32 protein-coding genes are annotated in these 25,703 nt (G+C 60.9%); 18 read left to right on the forward strand and 14 right to left on the reverse strand.

Annotation, left to right across the window (positions count from 1 at the left end; translation table 11 throughout):
* The first annotated feature begins 293 nt into the window (after positions 1-293).
* From NMG70_RS17175 to NMG70_RS17190, 4 genes are all read left to right on the forward strand, one after another.
* Positions 294-1,034 carry an ATP-binding cassette domain-containing protein gene (locus NMG70_RS17175; protein WP_254025643.1) on the forward strand — a complete coding sequence of 247 codons (741 nt, stop codon included), beginning with the start codon at positions 294-296 and terminating at the stop codon, positions 1,032-1,034.
* Between the two features lie 55 nt (positions 1,035-1,089).
* The gene (locus NMG70_RS17180) at positions 1,090-2,151 is read left to right on the forward strand and encodes an ABC transporter permease (RefSeq protein WP_254025644.1); all 1,062 of its coding nucleotides are present in this window, start codon (positions 1,090-1,092) and stop codon (positions 2,149-2,151) included.
* 53 nt (positions 2,152-2,204) lie between these two features.
* Positions 2,205-3,209: a sugar-binding protein gene (locus NMG70_RS17185; RefSeq protein WP_254025645.1), complete on the forward strand. Its 1,005-nt coding sequence runs from the start codon at positions 2,205-2,207 to the stop codon at positions 3,207-3,209.
* A gap of 78 nt (positions 3,210-3,287) precedes the next feature.
* Positions 3,288-4,037 (forward strand): SDR family oxidoreductase, encoded by a 750-nt coding sequence (locus tag NMG70_RS17190; RefSeq protein WP_254025646.1) that lies wholly within the window; start codon positions 3,288-3,290, stop codon positions 4,035-4,037.
* Between the two features lie 207 nt (positions 4,038-4,244).
* On the opposite strand, the gene NMG70_RS17195 is transcribed toward NMG70_RS17190, so the two are convergent.
* The 4 genes from NMG70_RS17195 to NMG70_RS17210 all read right to left on the reverse strand — a co-directional run bounded on the left by NMG70_RS17195 (position 4,245) and on the right by NMG70_RS17210 (position 6,670).
* Entirely contained in the window at positions 4,245-4,820 is a 576-nt protein-coding gene (locus NMG70_RS17195; protein ID WP_254025647.1) for a dihydrofolate reductase family protein, read from the reverse strand.
* Positions 4,821-4,943: 123 nt separating this feature from the next.
* Positions 4,944-5,477 (reverse strand): SRPBCC family protein, encoded by a 534-nt coding sequence (locus tag NMG70_RS17200; RefSeq protein ID WP_254025648.1) that lies wholly within the window; start codon positions 5,475-5,477, stop codon positions 4,944-4,946.
* A 17-nt stretch (positions 5,478-5,494) separates the two neighbouring features.
* Complete coding sequence (locus NMG70_RS17205; RefSeq protein ID WP_254025670.1) at positions 5,495-5,881, reverse strand: ArsR/SmtB family transcription factor; 387 nt, start codon at positions 5,879-5,881, stop codon at positions 5,495-5,497.
* A 153-nt stretch (positions 5,882-6,034) separates the two neighbouring features.
* Positions 6,035-6,670: an ankyrin repeat domain-containing protein gene (locus tag NMG70_RS17210; RefSeq protein ID WP_254025649.1), complete on the reverse strand. Its 636-nt coding sequence runs from the start codon at positions 6,668-6,670 to the stop codon at positions 6,035-6,037.
* A gap of 305 nt (positions 6,671-6,975) precedes the next feature.
* On the opposite strand from NMG70_RS17210, the gene NMG70_RS17215 reads away from it, so the two are divergent.
* Both NMG70_RS17215 and NMG70_RS17220 read left to right on the forward strand, forming a co-directional pair.
* Positions 6,976-7,545 (forward strand): histidine phosphatase family protein, encoded by a 570-nt coding sequence (locus NMG70_RS17215; protein ID WP_254025650.1) that lies wholly within the window; start codon positions 6,976-6,978, stop codon positions 7,543-7,545.
* A gap of 82 nt (positions 7,546-7,627) precedes the next feature.
* Positions 7,628-8,020: a VOC family protein gene (locus tag NMG70_RS17220; protein ID WP_254025651.1), complete on the forward strand. Its 393-nt coding sequence runs from the start codon at positions 7,628-7,630 to the stop codon at positions 8,018-8,020.
* A gap of 45 nt (positions 8,021-8,065) precedes the next feature.
* Here NMG70_RS17220 and NMG70_RS32990 read toward each other — a convergent pair whose 3' ends face one another.
* Complete coding sequence (locus NMG70_RS32990) at positions 8,066-8,161, reverse strand: c-type cytochrome (RefSeq protein WP_367185547.1); 96 nt, start codon at positions 8,159-8,161, stop codon at positions 8,066-8,068.
* A 29-nt stretch (positions 8,162-8,190) separates the two neighbouring features.
* On the opposite strand from NMG70_RS32990, the gene NMG70_RS17225 reads away from it, so the two are divergent.
* Positions 8,191-8,694 (forward strand): aldo/keto reductase, encoded by a 504-nt coding sequence (locus NMG70_RS17225; RefSeq protein ID WP_254025652.1) that lies wholly within the window; start codon positions 8,191-8,193, stop codon positions 8,692-8,694.
* A gap of 77 nt (positions 8,695-8,771) precedes the next feature.
* Here the strand turns inward: NMG70_RS17225 and NMG70_RS17230 are convergent, their stop codons facing one another.
* The 4 genes from NMG70_RS17230 to NMG70_RS17245 form a co-directional block, all read right to left on the reverse strand.
* Entirely contained in the window at positions 8,772-9,077 is a 306-nt protein-coding gene (locus NMG70_RS17230; RefSeq protein WP_023799134.1) for a hypothetical protein, read from the reverse strand.
* 150 nt (positions 9,078-9,227) lie between these two features.
* Entirely contained in the window at positions 9,228-9,500 is a 273-nt protein-coding gene (locus NMG70_RS17235) for a hypothetical protein (RefSeq protein ID WP_254025653.1), read from the reverse strand.
* Positions 9,485-10,030, reverse strand: a complete 546-nt coding sequence (locus NMG70_RS17240; protein WP_254025654.1) for a class I SAM-dependent methyltransferase — start codon at positions 10,028-10,030, stop codon at positions 9,485-9,487. Before NMG70_RS17240 ends, NMG70_RS17235 begins: the two co-directional genes overlap by 16 nt.
* Positions 10,031-10,244: 214 nt before the next feature.
* Positions 10,245-11,372: an acyltransferase family protein gene (locus NMG70_RS17245; RefSeq protein WP_254025655.1), complete on the reverse strand. Its 1,128-nt coding sequence runs from the start codon at positions 11,370-11,372 to the stop codon at positions 10,245-10,247.
* A 293-nt stretch (positions 11,373-11,665) separates the two neighbouring features.
* Between NMG70_RS17245 and NMG70_RS17250 the strand changes: the two genes are divergently transcribed.
* Positions 11,666-11,854 carry a hypothetical protein gene (locus tag NMG70_RS17250; protein WP_436798410.1) on the forward strand — a complete coding sequence of 63 codons (189 nt, stop codon included), beginning with the start codon at positions 11,666-11,668 and terminating at the stop codon, positions 11,852-11,854.
* Complete coding sequence (locus tag NMG70_RS17255) at positions 11,851-12,252, forward strand: DCC1-like thiol-disulfide oxidoreductase family protein (RefSeq protein WP_128173058.1); 402 nt, start codon at positions 11,851-11,853, stop codon at positions 12,250-12,252. The genes NMG70_RS17250 and NMG70_RS17255 overlap by 4 nt, the downstream gene beginning before the upstream one ends.
* A gap of 130 nt (positions 12,253-12,382) precedes the next feature.
* Here the strand turns inward: NMG70_RS17255 and NMG70_RS17260 are convergent, their stop codons facing one another.
* Together NMG70_RS17260 and NMG70_RS17265 are read right to left on the reverse strand one after the other, a co-directional pair.
* Positions 12,383-13,780: a thiol-disulfide oxidoreductase gene (locus NMG70_RS17260; RefSeq protein WP_254025657.1), complete on the reverse strand. Its 1,398-nt coding sequence runs from the start codon at positions 13,778-13,780 to the stop codon at positions 12,383-12,385.
* Between the two features lie 469 nt (positions 13,781-14,249).
* Positions 14,250-14,438, reverse strand: a complete 189-nt coding sequence (locus NMG70_RS17265; RefSeq protein ID WP_095496520.1) for a hypothetical protein — start codon at positions 14,436-14,438, stop codon at positions 14,250-14,252.
* Positions 14,439-14,903: 465 nt separating this feature from the next.
* Between NMG70_RS17265 and NMG70_RS17270 the strand changes: the two genes are divergently transcribed.
* The 4 genes from NMG70_RS17270 (at position 14,904) to NMG70_RS33290 (ending at position 17,267) form a co-directional block, all read left to right on the forward strand.
* A complete protein-coding gene (locus tag NMG70_RS17270) occupies positions 14,904-15,251 on the forward strand; it encodes a hypothetical protein (RefSeq protein WP_254025658.1) in 348 nt (115 codons plus the stop codon).
* Between the two features lie 284 nt (positions 15,252-15,535).
* Entirely contained in the window at positions 15,536-16,006 is a 471-nt protein-coding gene (locus tag NMG70_RS17275; RefSeq protein WP_254025659.1) for an Hsp20 family protein, read from the forward strand.
* Between the two features lie 98 nt (positions 16,007-16,104).
* Entirely contained in the window at positions 16,105-16,605 is a 501-nt protein-coding gene (locus tag NMG70_RS17280) for an Hsp20/alpha crystallin family protein (protein WP_254025660.1), read from the forward strand.
* 254 nt (positions 16,606-16,859) lie between these two features.
* Entirely contained in the window at positions 16,860-17,267 is a 408-nt protein-coding gene (locus tag NMG70_RS33290) for an NADH dehydrogenase ubiquinone Fe-S protein 4 (RefSeq protein ID WP_436798411.1), read from the forward strand.
* A gap of 105 nt (positions 17,268-17,372) precedes the next feature.
* On the opposite strand, the gene NMG70_RS17290 is transcribed toward NMG70_RS33290, so the two are convergent.
* The 3 genes from NMG70_RS17290 to NMG70_RS17300 are packed head-to-tail and all read right to left on the reverse strand — an operon-like array spanning position 17,373 to position 19,900.
* The gene (locus NMG70_RS17290) at positions 17,373-18,533 is read right to left on the reverse strand and encodes a two-component system sensor histidine kinase NtrB (protein WP_254025661.1); all 1,161 of its coding nucleotides are present in this window, start codon (positions 18,531-18,533) and stop codon (positions 17,373-17,375) included.
* Positions 18,469-19,155: an ATPase domain-containing protein gene (locus NMG70_RS17295; protein ID WP_254025662.1), complete on the reverse strand. Its 687-nt coding sequence runs from the start codon at positions 19,153-19,155 to the stop codon at positions 18,469-18,471. The genes NMG70_RS17290 and NMG70_RS17295 overlap by 65 nt, the downstream gene beginning before the upstream one ends.
* Positions 19,127-19,900 carry an ATPase domain-containing protein gene (locus NMG70_RS17300; RefSeq protein WP_254025663.1) on the reverse strand — a complete coding sequence of 258 codons (774 nt, stop codon included), beginning with the start codon at positions 19,898-19,900 and terminating at the stop codon, positions 19,127-19,129. The genes NMG70_RS17295 and NMG70_RS17300 overlap by 29 nt, the downstream gene beginning before the upstream one ends.
* A 67-nt stretch (positions 19,901-19,967) precedes the next feature.
* Between NMG70_RS17300 and NMG70_RS17305 the strand changes: the two genes are divergently transcribed.
* The 5 genes from NMG70_RS17305 (at position 19,968) to NMG70_RS17325 (ending at position 25,584) form a co-directional block, all read left to right on the forward strand.
* On the forward strand, positions 19,968-20,114 hold the full coding sequence (locus NMG70_RS17305; RefSeq protein ID WP_254025664.1) for a hypothetical protein: 147 nt from the start codon (positions 19,968-19,970) through the stop codon (positions 20,112-20,114).
* A 62-nt stretch (positions 20,115-20,176) separates the two neighbouring features.
* Positions 20,177-20,944 (forward strand): Crp/Fnr family transcriptional regulator, encoded by a 768-nt coding sequence (locus tag NMG70_RS17310; RefSeq protein WP_436798412.1) that lies wholly within the window; start codon positions 20,177-20,179, stop codon positions 20,942-20,944.
* Positions 20,945-21,139: 195 nt separating this feature from the next.
* A complete protein-coding gene (gene ftsH, locus NMG70_RS17315; protein ID WP_254025665.1) occupies positions 21,140-23,053 on the forward strand; it encodes an ATP-dependent zinc metalloprotease FtsH in 1,914 nt (637 codons plus the stop codon).
* A 375-nt stretch (positions 23,054-23,428) separates the two neighbouring features.
* Positions 23,429-24,415: a glycosyltransferase family 2 protein gene (locus tag NMG70_RS17320; RefSeq protein WP_254025666.1), complete on the forward strand. Its 987-nt coding sequence runs from the start codon at positions 23,429-23,431 to the stop codon at positions 24,413-24,415.
* A gap of 2 nt (positions 24,416-24,417) precedes the next feature.
* On the forward strand, positions 24,418-25,584 hold the full coding sequence (locus NMG70_RS17325) for a glycosyltransferase family 2 protein (RefSeq protein ID WP_254025672.1): 1,167 nt from the start codon (positions 24,418-24,420) through the stop codon (positions 25,582-25,584).
* The last annotated feature ends 119 nt before the right edge of the window (positions 25,585-25,703 follow it).

The following is a 25,703-nucleotide window of genomic DNA, read 5'->3' on the forward strand; positions in this document are numbered from 1 at the left end:
GAACATGTTCTTCATCGGCCTGAACCCGATTCCAGATCCTTCGCCTCCTCAAAGGCCGGTCGGTTAAGAAGACGTCTCTGCTGTTGACCTCGAATAGAACCGAAGCTCGTTCCAAGCGAAGCCGGCGCAGTGACGATCTGCTCCGTCCACCTGCCCTCTCTAACAATGGATGCCCGTCTCCTTCGAATAAGGGGTCTCCTTCGAATAAGGATTGTGTCGAATACATTTCGCTGATTAGCTGTCTGGCATAAGTCCGGGACAAGATTGGCAAATGTTGTCCGGGGAGGACCGCGATGCCGGTGCTTGAGATTCGCCGCGTTTCCAAGAATTTCGGGGCCATCCAGGCCCTGAGCGACGTCAGCTTCCAGGTGGAGCGAGGCGAGGTCGTGGGTCTGATGGGGGACAACGGCGCCGGCAAGTCCACCGTGGTCAAGACCGTGGCTGGGAACTTCCCGCCGAGCGACGGCGAAATTGTCGTGGATGGCGAGGTTTGCCATTTCCACAAACCCGTCCAGGCCCGCGCCAAGGGGATCGAAGTCGTTTATCAAGACCTGGCGCTCGCCGATAATCTAACCGCCGCGCAGAACGTCTTCCTTGGCCGCGAGATCAAGAAAGGCTTTTGGCCGATCAGGGTGCTTGACAAGCAGGCGATGATCGACCGCTCGGCAGCGCTGTTCAGGGAACTCAAATCGGAAACCAGGCCGCGCGACCTGGTCAAGAAGATGTCCGGTGGGCAGCGCCAGGCGGTAGCCATCGCGCGAACCCGGCTTTCAAACGCCAAGCTGGTGTTGATGGACGAGCCGACCGCCGCCATCTCGGTGCGCCAGGTGGCCGAAGTGCTCGAATTGATCCGGCGCCTGAAAGCGCAAGGCGTCGGCGTCATGCTGATCAGCCACCGCATGCCTGACGTTTTTGCCGTCGCAGATCGCATCATCGTGCTCAGGCGAGGTTCCAAGGTTGCCGACAAGGAAACCGGCAACACATCGCCCGAGGAAATAACAGGACTGATAACGGGGGCCATCCGTGGCGAATAGCGTTCAGGAGCAGGTTATTGCTCAGGAGCCAGCCGGGAAAGCCGGCCAGTCGGCCATGTCGGACTTCGTCCCGACCAAGGAACAGACAGCGTTCCAACGCGTGATTTCAAGTCAGCCGTTCTGGGTGACGATCGCGTTGATCGCGCTGGTCATCTTGATGACGGCGATGGAGCCGAGCTTCGGCACCTCCGAAAACGTCGCCAATGTGACGCGCAATTTCGCGCCTTTCGGCATCATGGCGCTCGGCATGACGGTCGTCATCATCACCGGTGGCATCGATCTGTCGGTCGGCTCGATCATGGGCCTCGTGGTCATCGTCGCCGGCCTGTTCCTCACCTGGCATTATCCCTGGTACATCGCCTTCGCCATGGGCCTTTTTTCCGGCCTGTCCTGCGGCGCAGTCAACGGATTCTTTGTCGCCTACGTCGGAATGCCGTCCTTTGTCGTCACGCTCGGCATGCTGTCCGTCGCGCGCTCGCTGGCGGTGGTATTCTCGGCCAACCAGATGCTCTACCAGTTCGGGCCCGATGCTCCGATCGTGAAGGCGATCGGCCAGGCGAAATGGCCGCGGCATGGACCCGAGGACTGGGCGCCGCACTGGATACCGGAACTGTCGTCGCAGTTCTGGACCATGGTGATCCTGGCGCTGATTGTCGGCTTCGTGTTCAATTTCACTGCCTGGGCCCGGCATCTGTTCGCCATCGGCGGCAATGAGGAGGCGGCGCGGCTCACCGGCGTTCCGGTCGACTGGATTAAATTCCAGGCCTACCTTTTCTCGGCCTTCACCGCCTCGATCGCCTCGCTCCTGCTGCTCGGCTACAACGGCTCGGCCATCAATGCCATGGGCCAGGGCTATGAGCTGCGCGTCATTGCGGCGACGGTGATTGGCGGCGCCAGCCTGATGGGCGGCGCCGGCACGGCCTTCGGTGCGATCATCGGTTCGGCGTTCCTCGAGGTGATCAGGAATGCGCTGCTGATGGCCGGCATCGATTCAAACTGGCAGGGTGCCTTCGTCGGCGCCTTCATCGTTCTTGCGGTTCTTTTGGGCATGCAAACCGGCGGCAAATCGATCCTCGCCGCGTCGCTGGCAACCTTGATGCCCAAAAAAAGCCGTTAGAAACCCGCCGGCGGGAGGCCTGCGGGACATCACACCAAGGAGGAGAACATCACATGAAAAAACATCTGCTGACGGCGGCCGTCACGCTTGGCGCAATGGTGCTTGCCGTTTCCGGTGCCGAGGCGAAATACACCTTCGCCCTGGTGCCGAAGAACATGAACAATCCTTTCTTCGACCAGGCACGCGACGGCTGCAAGAAAGCCGAAGCCGAATCGAATGGTGCCCTGGAGTGCATGTATATTGGCCCCGGCGAGCACGGCGGCGGCGACGAGCAGGTACAGATCGTGCAGGATCTCGTGGCCAAGAAGGTGGACGGCATCGCCGTGTCGCCATCGAACGCCGCGGCGATGGCGGTTGCGCTGCAGGCCGCCAAGGACGCCGGCATTCCGGTCCTCACCTGGGACTCCGATCTGCTGCCCGAGAACAAGGACCTGCGCGTCGCCTATATCGGCACGCATAATTATGAGATCGGCACGAACCTCGCCAAGCTCGCCATGCAGATCAAGCCCAAAGGCGGCACGATCTGTATCCAGTCGGGCGGCGCGGCGGCGGCCAACCACAATGAGCGCATGCAGGGCATTCGCGACACGCTTTCGGGGACCAAATCGGCTGCCTCACCCGGCGACCGCCTGACCGGACAGAACGGCTGGACCGAAATCGAGGGCTGCCCACTCTACACCGACGACGACTTCCCGCGCTCGGTGCAGCAGTTCGAGGACATCATGGCGAAAAACCCGGACCTCGATGCGTTCATCCCAACCGGCGGCTTCCCGCAGTTCATCCCCGATGCCAACCGCGCCGCGGTCGCGCCGTACAAGGACAAGATCGCCTCGAAGGCCCTGGCCCTGGTCGTCGCCGACACGCTTCCCGTTCAGATCGACCAGATGAAGGAAGGATTCTCGCTTGGCCAGGTCGGCCAGCGGCCGTTCGAAATGGGCTACAAGACGATGATGGCGCTGAAGGAAATGAAGGACGGCAAGGCTCCACCGGCCGACCCGACCTACACCGGCCTTGACATTTGCACGCCGGAAACAGCGGATACCTGCATCGCCAAATAGCGTTATTGGGCGGGAGGAAACTCCCGCCCTTTCATAGCCCGCCCTTTTCATAGCCCGCCCTTTTCATAGGAAGTCTCAATGTCGGAATTGTTCTCGCTCGACGGCCGTGTCGCGCTGGTCACCGGTGCTTCGCGTGGTCTCGGCTTCGCCATGGCCAAGGCACTTGCGGAAAACGGCGCGACGGTGATCGTCAATGCCCGCGATCCGGCCGCGTTGTCCGCGGCGGCCGAAAGGATCGGTGCCGAAGCCTTGCCGTTCGATGTCACCGACGCGGCGATCTCAAGGGCGTCGCTCGAAGAAATCGTCGAACGCCACGGCCGCCTCGATATTCTGGTCAACAACGCCGGCATCCAGCATCGAAGTCCGTTGGTCGAATGGCAGGACGAAGATTTCAACCATGTGATTGCCGTCAATCTTTCGGCCTGCTTCCGCATGATGCGCGACGCGGTGCGCCTGATGCTGCCAAACAAGTTCGGGCGTATTATAAACACCGGATCGGTTGCAGCGATCCTTGGCCGTCCCACCATTCACGCCTATGTGGCGGCAAAGGCGGGCCTGCACGGGCTGACACGCTCGACCGCCGCCGAACTGGGCCGTCACGGCATCACCGTCAACGCGATCGCCCCCGGCTATTTCGCCACTGAGCTCAATACCGCACTTATGAGCGATGAGGCCTTCACCAAATGGGTCGAGGCACGAACCCCGGCGGGCCGCTGGGCCCAGCCTGAGGAGCTCGGCGGAGCCGTGGTGTTTCTCGCCTCCGACGCTGCCGCCTATGTCAACGGACATGTGCTGGCCGTTGACGGTGGGCTATCGGTCTCGCTTTGACCCGCGAAGTACTTTTCAGGAAAGTTTCCGCCGGGCAGCGCTGCGATGCCTGCGAAGACCGGCTGAGTTAACGCATGTCGCCCAAAAGCATGCCCTCGGGCCTGACCCGGGCCTGACCCGAGGGTGCGCAGCGGTTTTGGGATAACGACATGCATAAAAACAAAAACCTAAAGCGCGTCGCATGAATCCTCGCAGGCGCGACGCGCTTTACCCAATCCCATAGACCAGGCTCACGCGCCCATCCGTGAGTTGCTGAACCTTCCGCAGTTCGAGCCCGCAACGCGCTTGCGTTGTTCCAAACAGCGCCTTCCCTTCGCCGACGAGCAGCGGATAGAGGATAAGCCGCAGTTCATCCACCAAGCCGGCATCGATCAGGCTCGAGGTCATTCGCGCACCGCCCATGAGATAGATATCCTTGCCGGGCTGCTGCTTGAGACCAGCGATGTCTTCGAAGCTCCGCACGAAGCGCGTCTTTGGCCAAAGCGCCGAAGTCATCGTGTTCGACAGCACATAGTGCGGGGTCTGTTCGGCAAAGCGGGCCCATTCGAGCTCGGCCGGCATCGGCAATTTGCCGGTCATCGGCAGCGGGTTGTCCGGCTCATTCTGGATGGCGCTCCAGTAGCGCTCGTAGCCGGCGTACATAGCACTCCCGAGCAGGCAGGCATCGATCTGCGGCGTCAGCCCATAGTCCTCCGACCACGCGTCGACCCAATCGGCATAACCCTCCGGCCCCTCCATCTTGCCGTCGACGGAAATCTTCATTCCGGCGATCAATTTGCGCATGACTTCCTCCTTCAGGCTTGCCCAATGCAAGCACGTTTCATCGTTTCATCGTTGCTGGCGTGCGAGCCTCCATGGGCGAATGCCGGTGGAAGCTGGGCGGTGACTTCAGCCGACGCGATCGTGTCAGGCCGGCAGGCGGCGGTCGTATTCTGCCCGCAGGCGGCTCCAGCCGTCCCAGTACGAGGTCGGCGTCTTGCCGGCGAGGCGGGCGGCCAGCATGTCGAGGTGCATGTGCCAGCCGGCGGTGACGTTGAGCTGGATTGCGCGTTCCGGCAGCCGGCGATGGATGACGGTGAGCAGCACATCGTTGCCCTTCGGCTCCAGCAAGAAGGAAACCCCGCCGGTGTTTCCCCAGGTGATGGCGAGCTTGTAAGGCGGATCGAGCTCGGTGATCCGGCCCTCCATCCGATGCTCTTCGGGGAAGCCCGCTGGGCGCTGGCCGGGCGGATCGGTCAGCTCGTCGTTACGCCAGACCAATTCGAACTGGCTGCCGGCCTTCATTTCCATCAGGCCGGCAGCCATCCACTGCCGGCGCAGGTCGCTCTCGGTGAGATAAGCCCAGACCCGCTCGATGGGGCCGGGCAAAAGCCGCTGGATGGTGAACGTGGCGGCTTCCGTCAGCTCGCCATAGGCTTCGATGGTTTTCATCTGGTTCATTGGTCGTCTCCTTCCTTTTAGGTGGGCGATTTCCTGGAATCATCCTGGGCCCTGGAATCACCCGGGGCTTTGCGTGCGTCCTCCTCGCGAAGCAGACGCTCGAGGACGTCGAGACGGTTGGTCCAAAAGCGCTCGTAGAAGCCGAGCCATTGGTGGGCGCTGGCCAGCGGTCCGGGTTCGAGGCGGCAGAGATGTGTGCGGCCCCTCACCTCTCGACGAATAAGCCCTGCATTCTCCAGCGCCTTGATGTGCTTGGAGGCGGCCGCCAGTGACATGGCGAAAGGCTCCGCCAACTGGCTCACCGTTCGCTCGCCGCCGGCGAGATCGCGAAGCATGTGCCGGCGGGTGGCGTCGCCAAGCGCGTGAAAAACCGCGTCCATCTGGGGTGTCTCTAATTCAACCATGTAGTTGAACATAGAGCTGCGTTTTCCGATTGTCAACCGATCGGTTGAATGATGTTGCAAGGAAGCTCCACAGGCGGCCTGCGGCGCTCGATGACATTCGGCCAGTGCAAGACCGCGGACATAATCGCCGTGGCGGAAGCGGAAACGAGACCTTCACTTGCCTTCGAAGAAAGTATGAATCGAGACTTCCAGCTTTTCGATGAGTTGTGGGTTATGGCAGCTTCCAGCCCAGATCAGGGCGTTCAGTCTCATATCCTTGTTGAGAAAGTTCATTTTCCGAGAATCAAGCAGGTATCCCGCGACCTCGTAGTGCCGTCCCTTGGTAGCCTCGATGAGCGCGTTGTTTCTTCCGGTCTTGTCAGTAAGATTCACGTCGGCGCCATTTTCGACAAGCAACTTGACGACATCCAGATGCCCGTTCTTTGCTGCTTCAATAAGGGCCGTTCTGCCGTAGTAGTCGGCTCTTGCATTGATCTCTATTTCGGGATGTTTCACGAGAGCTAAAATCGATTCGTAGTGGCCCCTGGCCGAAGCAAGGCTCAAAGGCGTGCTCTTCCACTTGTTTCTGGAATTCACATCGATTGCTGGGTGTTCGATCAGCGCCTCGACCGCCGCCGTGCGGGCATTGAGGGCTGCCAGATGAAGGGCTGACCAGCCGCCGCCGTCCGCCTCGTTGATATTTGCGCCGGCAGCCAATTCCGCGCGAACGGTCTCCGCATCGCCGCTTTCTGCCGCGACCAGCAGATTCGACCAACCTCTCGCCCCTTCGGCTTCCAAGCTCTCGGTCAATGCAGTCGCCTCCCCGAATGCTCCCCGCAGGATACCATTGTTCCGGTTCGCCGACATCCCCGGATGAGCGGGCTTCTATCGAAAAGCCTTCCCCATTCGACAGCGTCCGGCATGATGCCTGTGAGTGCCTGGACTTAAGAGCGCGACGGCGCCCGAGTGCGAGGACGCCTAAGTCGAACCGGCTCGTTGGCGGATCGTGGACGGCAAAGCCGTCGAGCACTGGGACCCGGCATTGCTCGACGAGGCTCGCGACCTGCAGTAGCTTGCCGGCACTCGAGGCCGCTATTGGAAAGGTGAGAAGCAAGATGCGAATTGGACGTCGGCGATTTCTAGTCCTGTCGCTCGGGGCGGCTGCCTTCGGCAGGGCACATGCCTCCGAGCCACTCTGGGCGGCCCTGCGATCCGGAGAAGCCATTGCCGTGCTGCGCCATGCCGCGGCCCCAGGCTCCGGCGATCCGCCCGGCTTCAGGCTCGGCGATTGCAGCACCCAGCGGAACCTATCGGAAGAAGGTCGTGCGCAGTCCCGTGCGATCGGCGACCTGTTGCGTGCGAATGGCATCTCGTCGGCAGCCGTCTATTCGAGCCAGTGGTGCCGCTGCCTGGAAACCGCTCGCCTGCTCGGGATCGGCGACGTCGTGCCTCTTGAGCTGCTCAATTCGTTCTTTGGCGACAGTTCGGCCGCAGAGCAGCGCACCGAGGCTCTTTTGGCCTGGCTTCGCGCACAGCGTTTCGGCGGACCTGTGGTGCTTGTCACGCATCAGGTCAACATCACCGGCTTGACCGGCGAGGTGCCGGAGAGCGGCGAAATGACCATCGCCCGTATTCCGGAAGCTGGCCCCGTGCAGGTCATCGGCCAGGTTGCCGCGCCGGCTTGAGCATCATGGCCCTCAACCCCATCTCGTGCAGCATCGCTTCAGTCGTGGACAACGACGTACGAGGAGAAAGGGGAGTGGTCGCATGGCTATCGATTTCAACCACACAATACTGCCGGCCCGCGACAGCGCGGCGTCGGCAAAGTTCCTGGCGGAAATGCTTGGCCTTCCAGCTCCGAGGCGCTGGGGGCCATTCCAGATGGTCACCACCGAAAACGGCGCCAACCTCGACTACATGGATACCGGTGGCGAAATCACGCCGCAGCATTACGCCTTCCTGGTCAGCGAAGCCGAATTCGACGAGATCTTCGGCAGGATTCGCGAACGGGACCTCCCCTACTGGGCTGATCCTGGCCGGACGCAGTTGGGCGAGATCAATCGCCACGACGGCGGCCGCGGCGTCTATTTCCAGGACCCGAACGGTCATCTTCTCGAGATCATTACCCGTCAGTACGGCAGCGGCGGATGGAACCCGTGATCGCTTGGTGACGTAGCCAGGCGGCGAACGTTCTGCGATCTGGTCTCATGGCGGAACCTGAACGGTGACCTTGATCGATGAATAATAGGCGGCGACATCAGCTATATCCTCATCGCTCAAGCCCTTGGTCACGACAGTCATCTGCTCGTTCTTGCGCTATCCACTGGCCAGTGCCCAGCCAGGATAGATATGTCGAGGCGTGGAAGACGCTGATCGAACTCAGGCAATCCGGCCGGATCAAGTCGATCGGCGTTTCGAATTTCAACCAGGACCATCTGGAGCGGATCATCGGCGAGACTGGTGTCACACCCTCAGTCAACCAGATCGAGCTCCATCCCCGGTTTCAACAGCGCCATACCAGAGAATTTCACAGCACGCACAACATCCGAATCGAAAGCTGGAGCCCGCTGGGCAGCGGCCGGCTGTTGAGCGACCCGACCCTCGAAAAGATCGCCGGAAGGCACCGCAAGTCCGTGGCGCAGGTGATCATCCGGTGGCATCTTCAGGAAGGGCTGATCGTCATTCCAAAGTCGATCCATCAGGACCGGATTGTCGCCAATTTCGACGTCTTCGATTTCGAGCTGGATTCAAAGGACCTCGAACTCATTCGAGGCATGGATTCATCAGACGGCCGTACGGGCGCGAACCCGGCCAGGGCTGCTTTCCTGTTCTGAGGCAAGCTTGAAGAGAAGGAGCCGACGGGCGAAGCTGCCAATCTCCCCCACTGGGGGAGGTTCCCTTTCCGCTCACCTCATATGCCCGACCCATCGAGCAGCGGGACATCTTCTTCGTCCCAGGGGCTCGGCAACGAACCCTTGCTCAGATTGGCTGTCGGCAGCGGCATCCAGCATTTCAGCTCGGGTTCGGCGTATTCAACCACGCGTCCGGGCGACGAGTCGGAAGCGCGCCAGCCTTCGCTGCCGAACTGGTCGGCTCGAGACCAGTAAGCAAGGTCGACTTCCGCCGGCCCCTGTTCCGACGGCCGAACCGTGACGAGGATTCGGCTGCCATCCCTTGGCGCGCTCGACATGTGACGCCACCGATCGGGCTCGTCCATCGCATTTCCTCCTGATGCCGGCATCTCGGCTGTCCAGACGAATAGTCGCTTCGCGCACAAGGCCGGTCAACCCGAACTTTGCGCTGGACAGCTCTTAGCCGGACAGCAGTTTGCGGCCTGCCGGTCTGGCGCGACATGGGCTGGCAGTCATCAGCGCACCTTCGCCTTGACTGCCCAGGCTCTCGTTTTCAGGGGAATGGTCCCGCCCTCGCCGCGCGGCAGACTGTCGCGTAGCCTCTCCATCAATCTCTGGCGAGCTGCGGGGTCGAGACTCATGCAATAGCCGGGCGCCGGCCCCGCACCCAGGGTGAAGGGATGCCAATAGTCTTCAAAGTCCTTGAACACAGCGGGCATCTCAATCCTGGTGGACTCGATGGAAACAAGGCCCGCCTTCTCCGCAAGATCGGTCAGTCCATCTTGCAAAATGGAAAACGCCTGTCCTCGGTAAGGTCGATGGCAGCGGGGTCAAGCGCCGTCGCAGCGGTCCAGAAGGCCCGCATGAATTCCACCCCGCCGCCAGGATAATCCCACACATAAAATCCGATCGTCGCTCCAGGGCGGGCCACTCGCCGCATCTCGGCAAGCGCCTTTTGCTTGCCGGGGACGAAGTTGAGGACAAGCGCCGACACGACCATGTCCTTGCTGCCCGATTCGACTGCCAAGGCCTGCGCGTCGCCTGCGAGAAACTCGACACGCTTGTCCGGCACGTTTGCCCTCGCCTTGGCGAGAAAACCCTCAGATGGGTCTATGGACATCAGGCTCGTGGGGTTGCGGCGGGCCAGGATGGCTGCCGAGAGCGCCCCGGTTCCGCAACCCACCTCCAGCCAGTCGAGACCCTCCGCCGGATCGAGCCAATCCAGGAAGGGTGGAGCGATCTGACGGCTCCAGCGCCCCATATAGAGGTCGTAGCTATCCCCGGCCTGCCAGGCGTCGTGGCGCGTTCCCTCAGCCATCGCAACTCTGCTCCCCCGATAATTTCGACCCGTCGGACCGCGAGAATACGCCCGCCGCGCTCGCGGAAACAGGGGGCCAGGAAGGCCTGCCCCGGGATCGTCCTCGGATGCGACACGCTCGGCCGAAACGCGCCGGCAGGGCCGACGATCCGGGCGCTGGACGTCTCCGATCCGGAAGGAAACCGCTGCTGCCGTCACCCGGACGCGTTCGTGCTCAGCCTGCCCGGAAGGCGAGGCTCCGCCTCATCAGTTGGATGCTGAGCGACAGGTCTCCGCTTCCGATGAACCAGGGTGACAGTATACGGGACGATCTCAGTCCGCGATAGAGCAGATAGGGAAGTCCGAGCGACAGGGCGATCAGCGCCAACTCGGAAGACATTCCGAAGTCACGCAGCGTGAAATGAACGAACTGATGGACGAACATGATCACCAGGGAGGCCGCGCCGATTTCCGCCAACGGAGCGATGCGCAAGCTCGGCATCGCCATGAAGCGGACGAGGCCGAGGATAAAGGTCGAGATCGCCAATGCAACGAGCAGGCCGAGAAGTGGGGGGCCGAAGATGGCGTTCTTCATGCTGAAGGTAAAGTCGGACCCCGTCAGCGCCGCCGCGAGCGCGACCCCGGCAACCGCCACGACAAATACCGCCGACCACAGCGCGCTCATGCCGCGTTCGCGCAGGAAATGTCCGAACCAGAATGCGCCGATGGCGAGCGGCACGTTCGTCAGAGCCAGCGGCGCGCGCACCTCCTGCCAATAGGCCTGGATTGAATAGGCGAGGCCGACGGATGCGCCGACGAAGATCAGCATGCCGGGATCGGTCGGCCCGCTGGTCCTGATCGCGACCTCGTTGTAGACAAGTTGCGTGGCGACGAGGCAGGTGACGAACCAGAACACGCCGAGTTCGCGCGTCAGGTGCCGACCGCCCAGCAGGGCGTCGGTGATGAGTTCCCTGATCTGCCAGGGCGCCGGGGTGTCGCCGCGCAACAAGTCGACAACGAGCACGCTCGCCATGATCGCGCCGAGAAACATCACATAAGGGATGAGCAGGCCCTGGGCGCGCTTCCGGAAAAGCGCCTTCCTTTCCGTGACGGCAAAAAGGTAGCCGGATATGATGAAGAAGAACGGCATGAAGAACAGCGATGCCGCAAAGTGAAACGGCTGCGCCCATTGCCAGGTGCTGTGGTCGAGGACGTGGGCCATGACGACGAGGGTGATTCCCAAGCCCTTGGCGGTGTCCAGCCAGGTCTCACGTAGGGGCAGGTTCAACTTCAGCGTGTCCTGGATACGGCCTATCGGCCGGCCCGGTCCTTCGGTTTCGAAGGCGATTGTGCATCGCATCATACTTTGTTGCAAGTGCGAATTGGCTCGGATTGCCGGATTGCCGATCGAAATTGCCGCCGACGCAATGTCACATGCCGTCGGCGAAATTCAGCATTTCGCTTGATTTTCCGCCGATCTTCACCCATTGTTGCGCTGCACAATATCAGGCTGGCGCCGACTATGGCAGTTCAAGAGCTTGCGATAGGAAACCTTAACCGGCACGGGCTGCCGTTCGTGCAGCCAGCCGGCTGTTGAAATCGATCGCGCTTTGACATCGGATCGACTAGGTCCGATTCAAGCAGCAAAGGACCAGAATGCTTCGCGACTTGTCCGCCTACAAGAAAATGTTGATGCTCGGCATTGTCGGGCTGGTGCTCGTCGCCATCCTCGACGCCTTCAGCAACCTGCCCGTCGTCTCCGGCTGCGCGTTCTACGGCAATTGCGCGATCGATGGCTCCGGAGAAGCACCGATCGAGCACAGTCAGGATCCGACGGTGCAATGAAGCCACCCGGCAAAACGGCGCTTATCGTCTATGACGGCGACTGCATCTTCTGCCAGAGCTATGTCCGCTTTGCCCGGCTGCGCGACGCGGTCGGTCCTGTCGAGTTGCTCGACGCGCGCTCCGGCGACCCGCGCGTTGTCGGGTTTCAGCGGCAGGGCTTCGACCTGAACGAGGGCATGCTCTTCGTTTTCGAGGACCGCGTCTACCACGGCGAGGAAGCCATCAATCTCCTGGCGATCCTCAGTTCCTCTTCGACGCTTTTCGGCTGGCTCAACCGCAGGATTCTCTCAAACAGGACGGCCGCGCGGCTGATCTATCCGGCGCTCAAGCTCGGACGCCGGGCCACCCTGCGGCTTCGCGGCCGCTCGCTCATCCCTGCCGACCTCGAACGGCGCTAAAGCATGTCGCCAACTTAAAGCGACGCGTGAATCTTACAATCGCGACGCGCTTTGGACATTTCCTGGCGAAATGGTTGGCTTAAATCGACTGCCCGGCGACATCTACCAGTTTCATTCGTGAGAGCGGCGCTCAGTGGGTGCAGGCCTTCGGCCGCGAGAAATCCACCAACTTGAACAAAAGCAACTTGCGTTCGATGAGGTTGGGCATTTCGCCCGCGAAGGTCGACGCGTTGGCGCGGGTAATCGTCTCGCCATCCTTCACGTAAGTCACCCAAGCCTCGGGCTTCCGGCGCAGTTGTTTCTTCAGATCGAGGAGGACGTGGTAATTGCCCGCCAGCGACTGCCGGACGAGATGGGGCTCCGAGGAATCAACGATCTTCACCACCTCGTTCTGATAGTTGAACAGGTATGGTGGCTTGGGAAAGAGCAGATGGTTGGTCTGGCCGGCTTCCGTGTGCAGATTGCTAAACATGTTGATGGAACTCTCCGTCTTGAGCCCGACATAGGGTGACAGGCAGGAGAGGAAGAACAAGCCCGGCACCAAATAGACCCAGAGCGGCTGGCGCGGCGAGGAAACGGTCCGGCAAGGCAGGTTCTGCAGAGCCACATTGGCCAGCACGACCATCGCCGCGCCGCCCACTACCGCCCAAATCAGGATCCAGACGGAGTGGACCATCATGTCGAACGAGCGCCCGGGAAAAGCATAGGTGAGCACAATGACGAGAGTGACCGCCAACAGCATCACGGCCGCGCCCGGCAGCAAGATCCCGACCCGGCCGAACATCTCGCGCAGCGGATTGGTAAACTCCAGCGAGCTGCGATAGAGCGCCTCGCTGGCGGGCGTGGGGATGCTCAGCACATACAGCGCGAACACCAGGCTGGAAAAGTCCATGTACCAGGAATAGGCCGAGATCGGGATCACGTAATGGAAGACGAGCGCGAGGATGAACCCCACGGCGAAATAGCGCTTCCAGTAGAGAGACACGATCGCGATCGCCTCAATGACGAAGGTGGCGAAGATCGCAAGATACCGGCCAAACAGATTGTCCTCGAGGCCGAACGGACGAGCCAGCGGCGCGTAGAGCCCCACCGCGCAACTCACAGAAGGATCGAGGAAATCGGTGTTGATCTTGTGGAAGATGCCGTAGAAATACATGATGGCGAGCAGCGATCGGGCGACGATCCGGATCTGCTGATAAAGCTCCATCCGGGCCAGCGCGACGCCGCGGCCGGCGGCCCGCAGATAGAGCACCGCTGCGCTGAGCAGGATAGCCCCGTTCATCACCGCCGTGATCGTCTTGTTGTTCGAAGCGACGGGCATGCGCAGCGCGTACAGCACAAGCGATACCACCACGAGCCCGATCAAGAACTCGGTCCGCCGCGGGTACAGCAGGAGTAGCAGGCTGAACAGGACGACCGACCAGCTCAGAGCGGCAAAAAGCGGCCCCTTGTAGCCAAGCATGGAGTAGATATCACCGGCGATACTGAAGATCGCCGCCATTGCCCAGAAAGGGGTAAATGCGGTCAATCCGTCAAATGTATCGTCCCGTCCGCTGACTTTCGTGATTTTGCCGCGGCCAACGTTCCATAACGGTATCGCGCTTGAGTACTGCGACTGCCCAATAAACACCAGCTAAGCCCCTCAAGTTCCCCTGCAGGTTCGTTTGGCGTCCAACTGAGGACGACTTGCCGCCTTCGGAACCGCTGCTCTATGTTGCACTGCAACATCAGCACGGGCCCAAATAAGAGTCAATCCGGCGTCGTCGGTAGCTCCTGCTACCGAGCATCAGCCGTTGGGAGAGGGTACGGCGGACCCAAAGCGGGATGCGTTTAAATTGAACTGGCCATCCCGCTCCATTTGTTTCACCCGCACCTGCATGTGGGCCAAGGCGCGCAGCGGTATCAAGACAACGACATGTCAAGACAACGACATGTATAGAAACAAGAACTTGAAGCGAAGCATTAATCCTGCGGATGCGCCGCTTAGAGTTCGCCGACTAACGCTGTCTTGCCGTTTTGGGAAATTCCACGACGTCCGCCGGCGGGCGCTTGTACTGGGCTGCGGCAATTGCATCGATCAGGATGTCCAGGGCGGCGCGAGCCGCGCTGCTCGTCTCGTCATCGCCGCGCAAATAGTGGCAGGCTCGTTCAAGATGGAGGTGGGCTGCGGCAAAGTCACTAGTCATGGATTCTCCTTTTGCCCGCCGTTCGAGAAGCATGGCCCAATTCGATTTACCCAAAGCCGAACATCCACAGCTGGATTTGAATCAAATATGGCCGGTTAACCAGATCTTCAGCATCGCGAGGCGACTTTGCGGCTGCGGACATGTGCTGAGTTCCGCCTCAGGCACCAGACCCGCTCCGGAGACCGGGGCGGGTTTTTGCTTGAATAGTGCTTCGGGTCGGAGGCGGCATTCCGCAATCCCTAAATCCTCCTCCCGGCGGTGCTGGCCGCTCCTGTAGGCCTCGCGGTATCCAACTGGGTTTGATATTTTTCGCGTTCAAGGCGGGCGTGCGGAAAATGGCGAGCGCGCAGCCATCGGACCCTATTGAAATTTCGGCGAAGGCGTCCAAAATTTCGGTCAGGTGAAACTCTCGCGAGCCGCCGAAGAACGTCAACGAAGGAGAATGTTTGAAGCGGAGGACCATCGATGGAAGAAGTTGCTGTTCCCCCGATTGCGCCTGAAACCCCTGATCTTTTTCTCGACCGTCTGCTCCACCCGGCGCGGCACTTTGAGCGGCCGCAGGACGTGCTCACCGACATGACGCTGGACGTCCAGGAAAAGCGCGCCATCCTTTCATCCTGGGCGTCAGACGCCTGTGCGGTAGAATCGGTGCCGGCGCTGCGCATGCCGGCGGGCGCGACCGCACCGGTCACCTTCAATGCGATCATGGACGCATTGCGCCATTTGGACGAGCTATCCCGCCACACCGGCAGTGGCCGCGAGGCTGACGGCTCAACACTGACCGGCTTCGCAGCCCCGGTCGGCCAGCTCTAAACGTCGACCAGCTCTAAAGCGCGTCGCGTTCGACCGGCCTCATGCGACGCGCTCTAAGTTGTTGTTTCATGTGTGTTGTTATCGCAAAACCGCTGCACACTTTTGCGCGACATGCATTAGCGGGCTGCGTCTCTCTGAAAATTTTCCTATGTGCCTCTTGAAGGCGCAACATACTGTTCTAAATCAATAATCGCCGGTCGCCGCATGGGGCCGGCGCAAGCCCAGGAGGCGTCAAGGCTCTTGGCGCCATCCTGACTCCATGTTGCTCAAAGGAGGATGTGGCTATGAGGACGAATCTCGATTTTACACCCCTGTTCCGATCAAGCGTCGGCTTCGACCGCATTTTCAACATGCTTGAGAATGCGAGCCGCGCCGCCACGATCGATAACTGGCCGCCTTACGACATCGCCAAAGTTGGTGAGGACGACTACCGCATCACAATGGCGGTGGCCGGGTTCTCGCAGGATGAGCTGACGATCTCTCACCAGCCCAATATGCTGGTCGTGAGCGGATCGCAGAACGGTGAAGACAATGGCGAGTATCTCTACCGCGGCATTGCCGGTCGCGCCTTCGAGCGTCGGTTCGAACTGGCCGACCATGTCAAGGTAGCCGGCGCCAGCCTCGAGAACGGGCTGCTCACCGTCGATCTCAAGCGCGAGATTCCTGAAGAGATGAAACCGCGCCGGATCGCTATCGCCGGCAGCGCGGCAAAGGCGAAGCCGCAGCAGATCGAAGGCGAGAAAAACGCGGCGTAAAAACGCGGCGTGATGCATCGCACATCTGAAACGGCAAGGCACCGGCGGGTCGTCGGTGCCTTGCAGAGGCATGTCTGCTGAACATGGAGGTAATGACCATGAATATGCGTGATCTCATTCCGTGGGGCCGCAACGACAGCCAGGCCCCGAGCGTCTATCGCGGCGCCGACCAGAACCCGTTCCTTTCGCTTCATCGCGAGGTGAACAGGTTGTTCGACGACGTTTCGCGGACGTTTGGCACGCGCTTTCCTTCGCTGGGACAGCTCTCGCCGTTCAACGGCGGCTGGCCGAAGCTGGAGATTTCGGAAGCGGATACCGAGCTTCGCGTCACCGCCGAGGTCCCCGGCATGGAAGAGAAGGACATCGAAGTCCTGCTCGATGACGACGTGCTGACCCTGCGTGGCGAAAGGCGGTCGGAAACCAATGACAAGGATTATTCCGAGCGCTTCTACGGTCGCTTCGAGCGGCGCATACCCCTCGGCTACGAGGTCGAGGACGACCAGGTCGACGCATCGTTCGCCAATGGCGTCTTGACCCTGACGCTGCCGAAGAACCCGAACGCGCAGTCGAAGGTGAAGCGCATTCCGATCAACCACTGACGCATGGAAAAGTCGGAGGCGGCAGGCCGCTGCCTCCGGCGCATCCTTCGCCAAAATGGGAGGGATGGATGATGCAGAAGCAAGAAAGTGAAGTCACACGAGTTGTAGAAAATCTCGAACCGGCAAACGACATCAGCAGGAGAGCGCTGTCTTTCGGACAGGGCGAGTTCCCGCGCGAGGCGGTCGCGCGGATCTACAAGCCTTGCCGCTCAGTCATGACCTCGGGCCGTGCGCGGCCAAAGGGCTGACGGCTGGTGTTCGAGCGCCGTACTGCGCCGGTCATCGAACCACTGATGGGCTACACCGCAGGCGGAGACACGCTGACCCAGGTCGAGCTTGATTTTCCGACGCTTCAGGCGGCCATCGACTATGCCGAACGCCAAGGCCTTGCCTATGTCGTCCATGGTAATTCGGCGGCCGCAACACGCGGCTGCCCATCGTCAGATGCTGAGAAAGGGCTGCAGGCCGGTGCAGATGTGGTCTGGAACCGCCTTCAGTTGGCTTGGCTGCAAAGCAGCGACGGTGCTGTGTCGCAGGCGTCGCATTATGTGCGGCACTCGCTGCCGGAAGCCTCTGGTTCTTCGGCAACCGTCCGCACTCGACGGCCTGACCACGGTCTTTTCGCGGGCCTGGATTCGGGCCCGCTTTTTTGGCCTGATTGATCGAGGCCGCTTTTTTGCCTGATTGATCAAGGCTTCTTTTGCCGGGCTGGCTGGCGTGGACATTCGCGGCAGCCGCTATTCACCACCGCTGGCGCTCGCGGCTCGTCATTCTTGGTGGCGTGGAAGAAACAGGTGAACGCTTGTTCCCTCGCCAACTGCGCTCTCGATCCGTATATGTCCCCCGGACTGCTTGATGAAACCGTAAACCTGGCTGAGCCCAAGTCCCGTTCCCTCCTCCTTGGTGGTGAAGAAGGGCTCGAATGCCTGAGCCAGAATTTCCTTGCTCATGCCGCAGCCCGTGTCATGAACTGTCACGCGGACAAATGACACGGCCCCAGAACGCACATCTTCGATGTCTTCGGGAGTATTGCTGGTCTCGATCGAAAACGTGCCCTTCCCCGCCATCGCGTCCTTGGCATTCACAGCCAAATTGAGAATTGCGACGTCAAGCTGATTGGCGTCGACAAGAACAGGGCCGAGTGCAGGATCCAGATCGCGCCTGATCGTGATTCCGCTCCCGAGCGTCCGCTCCAGGAGCATGGTAAGCGACTCAATTCGTGCGTTTAGATCGACTGTCTCCGGATACAGCGACTGTCCGCGGGAGAAGGCGAGCAATTGCTGCGTCAGCGCACCGCCGTTTTGCGTTCGTTTGAGCAACTCTTCGATCAGCATCGCCGTGTTCGGATTGGCGGGATCGTCGCGCAGCTGCTTCTGAAGCAGCCGCAGCCCCGATTCGTAGACGGCAATCAGATTGTTGATGTCGTGGACAATCCCAGCTGCAAGGCGACCGATCGCTTCGAGCTTCTGCGATTGCCGCCGGCGCTCCTCCTGCGCGCGCTGCTCGGAGACGTCACGAAGGCTGGCAAGCAGCGCCGGCTTTGCGTCCCAGCTCACGTCCACCGTCCGCATCTCCACATCGGCCGGCGGCCGACGCGGCCGGTGGACGGTAATGTCGGCGGTTTCGCCGGAAACGACCGGCAGGCCGAGTGGAACTCGGATGAGATCGTCAGGCGAATGGCCGAAGATCCGTGCAGCCGCTGGATTCGCGTAGAGTACTGTGCCCGACAGGTCGACGACGAGGATCCCGTCGGCCGTGTTTTCGATCAGACGTCGAAAGTTCAGTTGGCTGATGCCCGTCAGCGGTGCCTTGTTGGATAGTTTGAGGATTTCGGCGGTGCTCTGGCCCATGCCCTCCTGCTCCTCACGCTGCTGAAGAACTCGCCGCGGAGTCCCCGAACACGTCGGGTGCGCCGTCGAAAGGCTCACCGAGATGCATGCCGGTGCCGTCGATCGTGAAGCGCCGTATCTGCTTGTCATGCTCGCTGCCGCGCATTTTCAGCACCATGATCCCGCGGTTCATGAGATGCCTCTCCTGAATGTAGCGCAACAGGATGATAGAGTCTGTGAGGGTCGAGATATGCTGTTCGCTGGCGCTTTGGCCGCCGACAAGCGACTTGTCGGTGGCGGTACAAAGACCAGCGATCTCGCGTTTCTTGATGAATGAGGTGAGACTGATCAGGAATTCGCGGAAGCCGGTCTCCGGCGCGATCCGTTCCAAAGCCGACAGGCTGTCGATCGCGATCCTGTCAGGTTTGAATTCCTCGACAAGCTCGCGGATCATCAAAAGATGATCCGGCAAGTTCTGGGCCTCCGGGTAAATGCAAACGATCTTCAGCCGGCCGTCGGACTCAATGGCCCCGAAATCGACGCCCCAGCCGCGCGCATTGCGAAACAGCTGACCGCGACTCTCTTCGTAGTCGACCAGCAACGCACGCTCGCCGGCCGCGACACCGCCAGCAAGAAAATTGGTTACCAGCAGGGTCTTTCCAGTACCTGTCGCGCCGCTGACAAGAGTGACGCTATCGCGGAAGAAGCCGCCGCCGCACATCCGGTCGAGCTCTGAATTGCCGCTCGTCACCCGTTTCGTGCTGGATTGCTGCTCGAGGCGCAGGGAGGACAAGGCTGCCGCGCATCTTGAGAACCTCGATGGTCCGTCTGCGCCGCTCGCGATCGAGCGCATTGCGCAGGATCACCACAGTGTCCGCGACGAACTCCTCGATCCGGTGGCGGGAAATTTCGCCATATTCGCTGTTGCGCTCGGCAGTCATCAGCACCGTCAGGCCTTCCTTCTTGAGCGCCGTCGCAATGCGCATGAGTTCCCGCCGTACCGACGTCTGCTCTCCGACGAAATGATCAAAGAGCTGGGTTATCGAGTCCAGCACGATGCGCCGCGCGGCGGCGTTTCGCGCCGCGTGCAATATACGCGTCAACAGGCCAGCCAGATCGAACTTGCCGACAATCATTTGGTCGTGGTCGCGCGGGCTGGCGTCCACGAAGACGAGCTTGTTGGTTTCGCGCCAGCGGCGAATATCCCAGCCGAAACTGGCCATGTTGACTTCGATATCGGCCGGTGATTCCTCGAAAGTGACGAAGATGCCCGGTTCGTCGAGAACGGTGATACCGTGGGCCAGAAACTGGGTCGCGAACACCGTCTTTCCACTGCCCGGCGTGCCCCCGACAATGGTGGTGCGCCCGCGTGGCAGGCCTCCCATCACAAGGTCGTCGAACGCTTCGATGCCCGTCTTGACGCGGTCGAGCACGGGATCGACGAGGGTCACATCAGCTGTGGTCATGGAGTCGGAGCGCGCCGCGAAGGACGGACAGGTTGTTGTGGCTCATATCTCACGCCTGGCTGCACGAATGTTGCAGGTCGGCGTGCTCAAGGCGCCACGCCAGGAAATCCAGTTCGCCGGCATTCCTGTCTCCCTGGCGACCGGCCGGTCTTGCCTGGAAGCCGATGCGCCACGGCTTGCGCTCGGTGAGGCCTGGATCAGCGCCTATGCGTAATTTGTAGATAGCCGTGATCGACTCGTCTGCGCACTAGTGAACATTTCTGCCGGCTCCGCGTTATGAGCGGCCAGAATTTTGAAGAAAGGGGCGCGATGCAAAATCACCAGCAAGGAGAGCCGATCGGAAATAACCTGCTGCGGGCACTCAGAAACGACGACTGGAAGATATTGCGGCCGAGCCTCGAACACTGGTCGGCGCCAACGGGGACCTTGCTGCATGAACCCGGCGATACTGTTCGTTACGCCTATTTCCCCCGTGGATCGAGCTTGGTCTCGTATCTTGTCGTCTTGAATGATGGCCGAGCGCTCGAGACGGCGCTCGTTGGACGCGAAGGCGCTGTGGGCGGCATCGTCAGCCAAGGCAGGCTCCCGGCCTACACGCGAGCAGAAGTTCAGCTGGGAGGTTTGTTCTTCAGAATCGATCTGAACCACTTGGAAGAAGCGAAATCAATTTCTTTGACGTTGCGCCACCTGTTCGCTCGTTACGCGGATTGCCTGATGGCCCAGGTGTTCCAATCGGTCGCGTGCGGCGCCGCGCATTCTATCGAGCAACGCACCGCGAGATGGCTGATGGCTGCGGTCGAGCGGACGGGAGTCGACGGTATGACGGTGACCCAGGAACAGCTTGCCGTCATGATGGGGGTCGGGCGCAGCTATTTGAGCCGCGTCATCCGCGACCTAAGGCAGCGCGGGGTTATCGAGACACGGCGCGGCCACATTTCCATTCGCAAAGTGGATAGGCTGCGATCGCTCGCTTGCGAGTGCAACGCCGCCGTCAGCCACCATTTCAACGATGTGCTAAAGGGCGTGTATCCGGCGGAGCACTAGACGGATTTACTGATCTACAACCCGGCATGCGAAAATGATCGCCGGACCCCGCCTCCGGGAACGGCAGGCCTCGCGATCCGATCTCAACTGGCCCGTCGGATGTCCCCGGACCGGCTTTTTTGTGCTTCGGCCTCATTGACCCGGATGCCGTGGCGGTTCGGCGACCTACATCGATATGACGCTGGAGGACACGCCATGGACATGAGCGATAGGAAGACGCAGTTCAATATCTGGTACTGGATCGCCGCCTTCGCGGTGCTGATGATTTTCCAATATGTCTACACCGCCACGCAGCACGTCGCGCAGATTCCCTATAGCCAGTTTGAGACCCTGCTACGCGACGGCAAGATCGCCGACGTGCAGGTTTCCGATCGCTTCATCCAGGGCCGCTTCAAGGAGCCGCAGGACGGGAAGCCGCTATTCATTACCACGCGCGTCGAGCCGAATCTGGCGCGGCAGCTGCAGGAGCACGGCGTCACCGTCACTGGCCAGATCGAAAGCACTTTCCTGAGCGACCTGCTCTCCTGGATCGTCCCGATCGTCGTCTTCTTCGGCTTGTGGATGCTGCTGATGAGACGCATGGGCGGTGGCATGGGCGGTTTGATGCAAATCGGCAGGAGCAAGGCCAGGGTCTATGTCGAGGCCAATACCGGCGTGAGGTTCGACGACGTGGCGGGTGTCGATGAAGCCAAGACCGAGCTGCAGGAGATCGTGGATTTCTTGAGAAGCCCGCAGGAATACGGCCGTCTTGGTGGGCGCATGCCCAAGGGCGTGCTGCTGGTCGGACCGCCCGGCACCGGCAAGACACTGCTCGCGAAAGCCGTTGCGGGCGAGGCAAAAGTTCCGTTCTTCTCGATCTCGGGCTCAGAATTCGTCGAGATGTTCGTGGGCGTCGGCGCCGCCCGGGTGCGCGACCTGTTCGAGCAGGCACGCGCCAAAGCCCCGGCGATCATCTTCATCGACGAACTCGACGCGCTGGGCCGCGCCCGCGGTGCGGGCCCGATGATGGGCGGCCACGACGAAAAGGAGCAGACGCTCAATCAACTCCTGGTCGAGCTCGATGGTTTCGATCCGAAAATCGGCGTCGTGCTGCTCGCCGCGACGAACCGCCCGGAAATCCTTGACCCGGCACTTCTTCGCGCCGGCCGTTTCGATCGGCAGGTGCTGGTCGATCGGCCGGACAAGCAAGGTCGCGTCCAGATACTCCAGGTCCACATGAAGAAGGCCAAGCTGGCGGCGGATGTCGATGCCGAAAAAGTCGCCGCGCTGACGCCGGGCTTTACCGGCGCCGACCTCGCCAACCTGGTCAATGAGGCGACCCTGCTCGCCACGCGCCGGAGGGCGGATGTCGTCACGATGGACGATTTCAACAATACGGTCGAGCGCATCGTGGCCGGGCTCGAGAAGCGCAACCGGCTGTTGAACCCGAGGGAACGCGAGGTCGTCGCCTATCACGAAATGGGCCATGCGTTGGTCGCCATGGCGCTGCCCGGAGTGGACCCCGTGCACAAAGTATCGATCATCCCGCGCGGCGTCGGCGCGTTGGGCTACACGATCCAGAGGCCGACCGAGGACCGATTCCTGATGACGCGCGAGGAACTGGAGAACAAGATGGCGGTGCTGCTCGGCGGCAGGGCGGCCGAGCAGATCGTGTTCGGGCATCTGTCGACGGGGGCCGCCGATGACCTGGCCAAAGTGACCGATATTGCCCGCGCCATGGTAACGCGCTACGGCATGTCGGAAAAGCTCGGCCATGTGGCGCTGGAAAAGGACCAGCGCTCCTTCCTGAGCCCCAACCCACTCGCCGGCGGTCCGCGCGAGCACGATTACGGCGAGGCCACCGCCGAGGCTATCGACGCCGAGGTTCGCAGCATCGTCGACACAGCTTTTTCGCGAACCGTTGGGCTCCTCACTGAGCGACGGGATCTGCTGGAAAAGACGGCGCGCAAGCTGCTCGAAATCGAGACGCTCAGCGAGGCTGAACTTGCATCGCTCGTCGGAAACGTCTCGGCACCGGATCGCACGGAGGCATCCGAACCGCAGTCGGGGAAGCGACCGATACGACGAGGCAAGGCTGCGGCGACAAATTATTCGCGCCGGGCCGAGTGATGTATCGTCGATCTCGACGCTGCCTCGGCGGGTGACCCGTGCCCAGTGGCATAGTGTCGCTGCCAATCATCATTCAACAAAGACCAGCGCGGCCTCGCGCGCGCAGGCCGGCGTGCGGGCGGCCGCCAATCCGCGCCGCGCCAGGTGACCGGCTTCAGTAAAGGCTAATAAGGCAGCGTTACGCGACCGATCCTTGTGTCTGTTTTTCCGATTTGGCGTTGCTTTCGTCGCGGTCCGAATCCGCCAGCTACGGTAGGCCAGGCTGAATGACCGACCTCATTTGCCTCGAATTCGCTCCGATCATTGAAGAGCGGTGCTGATTGCAATGCTGGCGCCATCGGTTTACCAACTCCTGCAGACAAAACAAAGGCTCCTATGATCCAGGACAATGCCAGGGTAGGCGTCGTGGTGCCGATGTTCAATGCCGAGCGCACCATTCGCGCCACCTTGAGCAGCATCAGCCAGCAGGACCATCAGGCGCTGGACATTGTCGTGGTGGACGACGGGTCGACGGACAAGTCCGCCTCGATCGTCGCCTCCTGTGCTGAGAAAGACCGGCGTATACGCCTGATGAGGCAGCCGAACGCCGGTGTTGCGCACGCCCGCAACAGCGGTGCGGCCTCTACCGATGCCGAGTTTCTGGCGTTTGTCGACGCGGATGATCTGTGGGCGCCTTCCAAGATCGCATTGCAACTGCGCGCCCTGCAGGAAGGCGGTTCTTCCGCGGGCCTGGCATATTGCTGGTTTGCGCAAATCGATGAGAACGGCCGGGTATTCTCGCTATACCGACCCGATGCCGATGGCCGCGTTCTGCAACGGATGTGCAGAATGAATTTTGTCGGCAACGGAAGTTCGATGCTGCTGCGTCGCTCCGCATTCGAGCGGGCGGGACAATTCGATCCTTCCCTGAGGGCCAGGAATGCACAAGGCTGCGAGGACCTTCTTATGTGCCTTAGAATAGCGGAAAGTTACGAATTCCGCGTCGTTCCCCAGCACCTCGTGGGTTACCGGATGACGAACGTCAACATGTCGAGCGATGTCATACAGATGCTTCGTTCGTGTGAGATTGTTCTGGCCGAGTTTCGTGAAAAATATCCGCAGTTCCGCAACGATCTCGACGCCCATCTGGTCGACATGATTCATTGGCTTGCGGTAAGAGCTTTGATCGGCGGGCAGCTTTACTCGGCCTGCGAACTATCGAAGAAACTCTTCATCTTGGATCCGCGCACTGCGATTTCTCGCCTGCCCAACATGGTGGACATTTACTGCAGGGCCAGGTTGGTTCCTCGCTGGATGAAGGTTGGGGTGAAACGGATGCGCAACGCCGAATTTCGGCCGCTTTATGATGAAATGAGTCGGTGAAGATGTCGCCAAACTGGCGCGCAAATGTGCTGGAGGCAGATCTGCGGAGAATGTTCGGCGTGGCTGACTGCGCAGGTGTGCGCCACATGGATCTAGACATCCACGTTGCTCCGGAAGACTGCGATCCCGGCATGATCGTCTTGTGGCGCTGCGGGCTGCCAGTTGGGCATTTGCTCAGGGGAAGCGATGGTCAGTGCCGCGCAACCCCGGTTGCGGCCGCTCGAGACTCGAGACCGACCTCACCGGTTCTGGACCTGCCGAGCGCCAGTGTGGTCATCTGCACGCGCGACAGGCCGAACGAGTTGCGGCGCTGTCTGGCTTCGCTTCCTCAGCAAAGTTTGCCGCCGACAGAGATCATCGTGGTCGACAACGCATCGAAAGGCGACGAAACGCGCCAAGTCGTTCTGGCGGCGGGTGCAATCTACCTGCGCGAGGATCGACCCGGCCTGGATATTGCGCGCAACCGAGGAGCCCAGAGGGCGTCCTCGGCTATTGTTGCATACACTGACGATGATGTTCTGCTTCATCCGCAATGGCTTGAGCGATTGGTTGCTGCGTTCGACAGCCGCTCGGTCGGCGCCGTGACGGGCCTTGTGCTGCCCGCCGAGATTGCCACCGAAGCCCAGCGGCATTTCGAGACATTCTGGAGCTTCGGGCAGGGCTATACTCCACAAACCTTCCGCGCGGACGACTTCGCCGCGAGAAAGCACGAGGTGTTTCCTTCCTGGAAAATTGGTGCCGGCGCCAGCATGGCGTTCCGACGTGAAGTATTCGACCGCGCCGGGATGTTTGACGAGCGCCTTGACGTCGGTCAGGCCGGATGTTCGGGCGATTCCGAATATTGGTATCGGCTGCTCGCCAATGGGTATGACTGCCGTTACGAGCCTGCCTCGGTCGCGTTCCACTTTCACAGACGGACAATGGAGAGCCTGGCCAAGCAAATCTACTTCTATATGCGCGGCCATTCGGCCGCATTGCTCGTCCAGCATGAGCGGACTGGTGTCAGGGCGAATTTGGCACAAGCCTTCAAAAGGATGCCGCTCTGGTATCTCGGAAGAGTTCGCAGGAGACTGCTCGGACGCAGCGTCGCTGAGGACCGTTTCCTCTGGCAGGAAATCGCCGGCTATGTTTCGGGGCTCCTGTTCTACCTCCGAGCCAGGCGCGGGTAAGACGGCGTGGCGGCTCCCCTGGTTTCAATCGTGGTTCCTGCGCACAACGCGGAGATGACGCTGGCGCGCGCACTCGATTGCCTTCTCGATCAGGAAATAGTGGATTGGGAGGCGATCGT

The sequence above is a fragment of the Mesorhizobium ventifaucium genome, from assembly GCF_935822925.1.
Lineage (GTDB): Bacteria > Pseudomonadota > Alphaproteobacteria > Rhizobiales > Rhizobiaceae > Mesorhizobium > Mesorhizobium ventifaucium.